7 protein-coding genes are annotated in these 6,841 nt (G+C 64.1%); 5 read left to right on the forward strand and 2 right to left on the reverse strand.

All coding sequences use genetic code 11. The annotated features are described in order from the left end of the window. The first annotated feature begins 2 nt into the window (after positions 1 to 2). From atpD to CH266_RS05025, 3 genes are read left to right on the forward strand one after another with little or no spacing between them, the layout of a single operon-like run. Positions 3 to 1,451 carry a F0F1 ATP synthase subunit beta gene (atpD, locus tag CH266_RS05015; RefSeq protein WP_027497899.1) on the forward strand — a complete coding sequence of 483 codons (1,449 nt, stop codon included), beginning with the start codon at positions 3 to 5 and terminating at the stop codon, positions 1,449 to 1,451. 30 nt (positions 1,452 to 1,481) lie between these two features. Beyond that, on the forward strand, positions 1,482 to 1,841 hold the full coding sequence (locus tag CH266_RS05020; protein ID WP_027497898.1) for a F0F1 ATP synthase subunit epsilon: 360 nt from the start codon (positions 1,482 to 1,484) through the stop codon (positions 1,839 to 1,841). A 29-nt stretch (positions 1,842 to 1,870) separates the two neighbouring features. Then, a complete protein-coding gene (locus CH266_RS05025) occupies positions 1,871 to 2,308 on the forward strand; it encodes a DUF2550 domain-containing protein (protein WP_027497897.1) in 438 nt (145 codons plus the stop codon). A gap of 19 nt (positions 2,309 to 2,327) precedes the next feature. Here CH266_RS05025 and CH266_RS05030 read toward each other — a convergent pair whose 3' ends face one another. Continuing rightward, positions 2,328 to 2,921, reverse strand: coding sequence for a cob(I)yrinic acid a,c-diamide adenosyltransferase (locus tag CH266_RS05030; protein WP_032401281.1), 594 nt, complete (start codon positions 2,919 to 2,921; stop codon positions 2,328 to 2,330). A gap of 53 nt (positions 2,922 to 2,974) precedes the next feature. Here CH266_RS05030 and murA point away from each other — a divergent pair, with 53 nt between their 5' ends. Continuing rightward, positions 2,975 to 4,228: a UDP-N-acetylglucosamine 1-carboxyvinyltransferase gene (murA, locus tag CH266_RS05035; protein WP_027497895.1), complete on the forward strand. Its 1,254-nt coding sequence runs from the start codon at positions 2,975 to 2,977 to the stop codon at positions 4,226 to 4,228. On the opposite strand, the gene pdxR is transcribed toward murA, so the two are convergent. Further along, positions 4,221 to 5,624 carry a MocR-like pyridoxine biosynthesis transcription factor PdxR gene (gene pdxR / locus CH266_RS05040; RefSeq protein ID WP_237606321.1) on the reverse strand — a complete coding sequence of 468 codons (1,404 nt, stop codon included), beginning with the start codon at positions 5,622 to 5,624 and terminating at the stop codon, positions 4,221 to 4,223. The genes murA and pdxR overlap by 8 nt on opposite strands. Positions 5,625 to 5,716: 92 nt before the next feature. On the opposite strand from pdxR, the gene CH266_RS05045 reads away from it, so the two are divergent. Further along, positions 5,717 to 6,400 (forward strand): pyridoxamine 5'-phosphate oxidase family protein, encoded by a 684-nt coding sequence (locus CH266_RS05045; protein ID WP_094714877.1) that lies wholly within the window; start codon positions 5,717 to 5,719, stop codon positions 6,398 to 6,400. Positions 6,401 to 6,841: the final 441 nt, after the last annotated feature.

The following is a 6,841-nucleotide window of genomic DNA, read 5'->3' on the forward strand; positions in this document are numbered from 1 at the left end:
CAATGACCGCAGCAGTAGCCCAAGAGAACGCGAGCGGAGCGGACACACAGTCCGGCCGTGTCGTTCGGGTCATCGGCCCCGTTGTGGACGTCGAGTTCCCGCGCGGCTCGATTCCCGCACTGTTCAACGCCCTGAACGCAGAGATCACTCTGCCGACCGTGGCCAAGACCCTGACGCTCGAGGTTGCACAGCACCTCGGTGACAACTTGGTCCGCACCATCTCGATGCAGCCCACCGACGGCCTCGTCCGTGGCACGGCTGTCGTCGACTCCGGCAAGCCGATCTCGGTTCCCGTCGGTGACGTCGTCAAGGGCCACGTGTTCAACGCCCTCGGTGACTGCCTGGACACCCCCGGACTCGGCCGCGACGGCGAGCAGTGGGGAATCCACCGCAAGCCACCAGCCTTCGATCAGCTCGAGGGCAAGACCGAGATCCTCGAGACCGGCATCAAGGTCATCGACCTGCTGACGCCGTACGTCAAGGGCGGAAAGATCGGTCTGTTCGGTGGTGCCGGTGTCGGCAAGACCGTGCTGATCCAGGAAATGATCACCCGTATCGCACGCGAGTTCTCGGGCACCTCGGTGTTCGCAGGAGTCGGCGAGCGTACTCGTGAGGGCACCGACCTTCACCTCGAGATGGAAGAGATGGGCGTCCTCCAGGACACCGCCCTCGTCTTCGGACAGATGGACGAGCCGCCCGGCACGCGTATGCGCGTGGCGTTGTCGGCACTGACCATGGCGGAGTACTTCCGCGATGTGCAGGGCCAGGACGTGCTGCTGTTCATCGACAACATCTTCCGCTTCACGCAGGCAGGTTCGGAGGTGTCGACCCTTCTCGGTCGTATGCCGTCGGCCGTCGGTTACCAGCCCACGCTGGCGGACGAGATGGGTGAGCTCCAGGAGCGCATCACCTCGACCCGTGGCCGCTCGATCACCTCGCTGCAGGCGATCTACGTCCCCGCCGACGACTACACCGACCCGGCTCCGGCCACGACGTTCGCGCACCTCGATGCGACGACCGAACTGTCGCGTCCGATCTCGCAGATGGGTATCTACCCCGCTGTGGACCCGCTGAGCTCGACCTCGCGCATCCTCGAGCCCGGCATCGTCGGTGCCGAGCACTTCCGCGTCGCCAACGAGGTCAAGCGCATCCTGCAGAAGTACAAGGAGCTGCAGGACATCATCGCCATCCTCGGTATGGACGAGCTTCAGGAAGAGGACAAGGTTCTGGTCGGCCGCGCACGCCGTCTCCAGAAGTTCCTCGGCCAGAACTTCATCGTTGCCGAGAAGTTCACCGGCGAGGCCGGTTCGGTCGTGTCCCTCTCGGACACCATCGAGGCGTTCGACAAGGTCACCAAGGGTGAGTACGACCACCTTCCCGAGCAGGCCTTCAACAGCTGTGGTGGTCTCGACGACGTCGAGGCAGCCGCGAAGAAGATGGCCGGAAAGTAGACCGACGTGACTTCTTCCGAGAAGAGCGGCATGGAGGTCTCCCTGGTCGCTGTGGAGCAGAAGCTGTGGTCCGGTACTGCGACCATCGTCAGTGCTCAGACCACCGAAGGTGAGATCGGCATCATGGCCGGCCACGAGCCTGTCCTCGGCCAGCTGGTCGAGGCGGGCACGGTGTCGATCACGACGACCGACGGCGAGAAGATCATCGCTGCGGTGCACGGTGGCTTCCTGTCGGTGACGGGTAAGACCGTCACAGTGCTGGCGGAGTCCGCCGATTTCGCCGACGACATCGATGTCGAATCGGCACGGGCTGTAGTGGCAGAGAACGGCGACGACCTCGAGGCCATTGCGGTGGCCAAGGGACGTATCCGCGCTGTCGAGCGGTCCTAGGTTCACGAGAAGCCGCGACGAGACCTGCGATGCACTCCGGATTGATTGCTCTGATCATTCTGGTTGTGCTGCTCGCAGGGCTCGTCGCGGCTTTTGCGTATCGTCTGGCCGTGCTGCGGCGAGGTGGTACGGCAGCGATCATGCGTGTGCTGCCGTCCGAGGGCGGTGCCGGTTGGCGGCACGGCATCATTCGGTACGGCGACAACACGTTGGTGTTCTTCAAGCTGTCCAGTCTGCGGCCCGGGCCCGATCATCGGCTCGGTAGACAGGACGTTCAGGTGGGGGACCGACGGGCCCCACGCGACACCGAGTTCGACATCATGACTCCGGACATCGCTGTGTTGGAGTTGTCGGACAACGGCAAGAAGTACGAAATGGCACTGGACAGAAGTGCGTTGACCGCTTTCCTGTCCTGGGTGGAGTCACGCCCGTCGGGGCGCTCTCGCCGCCGTCGGCCGGCGGCCTGAACGGGTCGCTTGCCGGAAATCAGTCGGTATCGGTACCTGTCGAGCGGCTCGCTCCGGGTACCCACTGCACGTCGCCCTCCGGGTTTGCGTACCTGCTCAGGATGAACAGCAGGTCCGAGAGCCTGTTGAGGTACTTGGCCGGCAGATCGCTCGTCGTTTCCGGGGAGGCGTGAACCGCTGCCCAGGCCGACCGCTCCGCGCGCCGAGCCACGGTGCGCGCAACGTGCAGCAACGCTCCCAGAGGTGTTCCGCCGGGCAGGATGAACGACGTCAACGCCGGTAGCTCGTCGTTGAATTCGTCGCACCAGGCTTCGAGGCGGTCGACATAACTCTGATCGATCCTCAGCGGTGGGTATTCCGGATTGTCGACGACAGGCGTCGACAGATCGGCACCGGCGTCGAACAGATCGCTCTGAACGGTCCGGATGACGGTCCGCACGGATTCACTCGGATTTCCCAGTGCCAGTGCGACTCCGAGGCTCGCATTGGTCTCGTCGCAATCTGCATAGGCGATCAGCCGCTCGTCGTTCTTGGAGACCCTCGAGAAATCGCTCAATCCCGTGGTCCCGTCGTCGCCGGTCCGAGTGTAGATGCGCGTGAGGTGAACGGCCATGCGGCTACGGTACCGCGCGGGTGCCGGTCGGTACCGCTGGCTACGCTGTCGAAGTGAGTGAACGCTTTTTGGTCAACGGTGGTAATCGCCTCGTGGGTGAGGTGGCGGTCGGTGGTGCGAAGAACAGCGTCCTCAAGCTGATGGCCGCGGCCCTGCTCGCCGAGGGAACCAGCACGATCACCAACTGTCCCGACATCCTGGATGTTCCGCTGATGGCGGAGGTGCTGCGCGGACTCGGGTGCGAGGTGGAGCTCGACGGCTCGGTCGTCCACATCACGACCCCGGCCATGCCGAAATACCACGCCGATTTCGCGGCTGTTCGCCAGTTCCGAGCGTCGGTCTGTGTCCTCGGCCCTCTCGTCGCGCGGTGCAAGCGAGCGGTGGTGGCATTGCCGGGCGGTGACGCCATCGGGTCGCGTCCGCTGGATATGCACCAGTCCGGACTGCAGTTGCTGGGGGCGCGCAGCGAAATTCAACACGGATGCGTCGTTGCGGAAGCCGACGAGTTGCGCGGCGCGAACATCAGGTTGGCTTTCCCCTCTGTGGGAGCGACGGAAAACATCCTGATGGCGGCTGTGCTCGCTACCGGTGAGACCGTGATCGACAACGCGGCACGCGAACCGGACATCGTCGACGTGTGCAACATGCTCAACGAGATGGGTGCCGATGTCCGGGGCGCAGGCACCTCGACCCTCACCATCCGGGGTGTCAGCGCGTTGAAGCCGACGACTCATCGCGTCATCGGCGACCGAATTGTCGCTGCTACGTGGGGAATCGCGGCCGCGATGACGCGCGGGGACGTTCGCGTGCGTGGGGTCAACCCAAAGCACCTGTCGCTCGTGCTGGACAAGCTGCGGTCTGCGGGTGCCGAGGTGACCAGCGAACCGGACGGCTTCCGCGTCGTTCAGCACGAACGGCCGCGAGCAGTGAACTTTGCGACGCTGCCGTACCCCGGGTTCCCGACGGATCTGCAACCGATGGCTATCGGGCTCGCAACCGTCGCCGACGGGACGTCGATGATCACCGAGAACGTGTTCGAGGCACGCTTCCGGTTCGTCGAGGAGATGATCCGACTGGGCGCTGATGCGCGTACCGATGGCCACCATGCTGTGGTTCGCGGTGTTCCCCAACTTTCCAGTGCGCCGGTGTGGTCTTCGGACATTCGAGCTGGGGCCGGGCTGGTCCTGGCCGGGCTGGTGGCGGACGGTACGACCGAAGTGCACGACGTGTTCCACATCGACAGGGGCTATCCGCGATTCGTGGAAAACCTGACCGCTCTCGGCGGGAGCATCGAGCGGGTCAGCTGACCGACCTCTTCTCGAGAGCGTCGACCAGCACCCGGAGCGCGCGCTCGAATCGATCGTCCGCCACCGACCCGTAGCCGATTACGATGCCACCATCGGTGGTCGGCGATCGCGTCGAATGTGCGAGTGTCGGCAGATCGACCCCGCTGTCCGCGCAGTCGGCTGCAATATCGCGTGCAACGTCTGCGTCGAGCTTGAGCACCGTGTGCAGCCCGGCACCGACGCCCCGAAGTTCGCCGAATGGCGCCAGCGCAGCGGCGACGACGCGGTCACGTGCCCGATAGATCCGACGTGCCGTGCGTACGGACCGGTCCCATTCGCCGTCGCGCAACAGCGAGGTCATGGCCTGCTGGACGGGAACCGACGGGAAGTCGCCGATGGCGCGACGTGTGTCGGTGATGCGCTCGACCATCGACGGGGGAGCCACCATCCATCCGAGGCGTACGCCGGCACCCAGCGTCTTCGATACCGTTCCCAGGTAGACGGCACGGTCCGGAACGAGCTCGGTGACGGTGGTCAAAGGTGCTATGCCATAACGGAATTCGGAATCGTAGTCGTCCTCGATGATGGTGGTTCCGGTACTTCGCGCCCAGTCCGCCAGGGCCCGCCGACGACCGATGGGCATGAGTCCGCCGGTGGGGTACTGGTGTGAGGGGGTGACGTAAACGGCCGGGGTGCCGTGAGGAACCGATTCGAGCTCGTCGACGACAAGGCCCTCGCGGTCGACGGGGATGTCGTGAACGGACCACCCGCGGTGTGTAGCGAGGGCAGCAGCAGCCCGGTATCCCGGATTCTCCAGTGCGAGAACATGTTCGACGCCGACGTTTGCAGAGAGGGCACCCAGTGCCAGGTCCAGACCGTGAATGCTGCCCGTGGTGATGACGATCGAATCCGCGGTGGTGTGCAGCCCGCGTGCACGGCCGAGCAAGTCTGCAATGCGCTTGCGCAAGTCGAGTGAGCCGGCCGGATCGGGATAGTCGCCCGGTGGGGGAGAGCCACCGACGTCTCGCCATGCCCGCTTCCACGCATCGGATGCGCGAGGCGGAGTCCACGGTATTCCGGGGCGCAGCGAAATGCGCTGAGTAGTGGGTGGGCCTTCCTGTGCTCGGTGCAGCCTGTGGTCCGACCGAACGGCATGCGGAACATCTCGGACGTAGTTGCCGGATCCGCGACGTGCCTCGAGCCATCCTTCGGCGACGAGCTGCTCGTACGCCTTCTCCACCACCGCACGAGCCAGGCCCATTTCGACGGAAAGTGCTCTGGTACTGGGCAATCGGACGCCCGGCTCGAGCTCGCCGCGATCGATGGCCGCCCGGATACCGTCGGCCACCTGAACGGGCAACGTGCGGCGGTCGGCTCGATCGATCGCGATCGACAGGGCATTCGGCGGCAAGGTCATCGTGCGTCACCTGTCCATGGCAGAAAGTGGCCTAGCATTATTGCTCCCTATTGGACCATGACAGTGAGCCAGCGGGGCGGCACTCTGGTGGCATGACGGCCGACGAAACACTTCTGTCCCCAACATCCAGAACCACCGTGGTCCGAGGTCGGCAGCGTGCGCAGTCGGAGCGGACGGCATTGCTCGACGTGCTCCGATCGGCTCGCCTCTGTCATATGGGGGTGCTGGTGGGCAACGTGCCACGCGTGCTCCCGACCGTGTTCGGCCTGGATCCGGAGGGGCCGGACCGGGCGGGAACCCTGTACCTCCATGGTTCGGTCGCCTCTCGAAGCCTGATGGAGGCACCTGATCACGACATCTGCGTGACGGTCACGGTTGTCGACGGGTTGGTCCTGGCCCGGTCCGCGTTCCATCACTCGATGAACTACCGAAGCGCCGTCATCGTGGGACGGCCGCGTCGAGTGGAGGACGAGGACGAACGGGCACGGGCATTGGACGCCATAGTCGATCAGGTCGTTCCGGATAGAAGCACACATCTGCGAGCGCATACGAGGAAAGAGCTTGCGGCGACGAGTGTGTTGGCACTTCCGCTGTACGAAGCATCGGTGAAAGCGCGGACCGGCGGACCGCACGACGACGAGGCCGACATTGCGGCAGGTGAAGTGTGGGCGGGTGTGATTCCGATCGGTGAATACGTCGGCACTGCAGAACGTGGAGAAGATGTGGAACCGAACCTCGATGTGCCCGACCATGTTCTGGCGTTGTCCCGCTCGTGAAACCCGTTTCTGTCGACTGTTCGCAAGATATGGCTGGCGTCACATGCGGGGATGTGCCGGCCGAATGCGAGGCCTTCTTGCGCACAGGTTCTCCGACCTGCGCGGATGCCGGCGGTAACTCGATCCACCTGCCGATTTGCGTGTGTGGGGTTGGTGGCGTAACTTTTGTCGAGTCAGAGCGACGGACACCGACCCGGTCTTCACGGACTGGGTGAACGAGGTTGGACGTGTGGCTCGGCAGGTTTTATCCCCCAAGAGTCGGGCCTTGTGTCCGAGACCAAGCTGGGATAGGCTGGAACAGTTGCCCTTGAGGCCTACGGATCGTGTGTTCGTGGGGTTCGAGTGTGTGCGTGTTCTTTGAGAACTCAACAGTGTGTCGATGAATGTCAGTGCCGAATTTTATTTGGTGAAAGCATTCGATGTATCAGCCATCCGCTTGTG

Origin of the sequence: Rhodococcus sp. 06-1474-1B (assembly GCF_002258885.1) — a bacterium.
Lineage (GTDB): Bacteria > Actinomycetota > Actinomycetes > Mycobacteriales > Mycobacteriaceae > Rhodococcoides > Rhodococcoides fascians.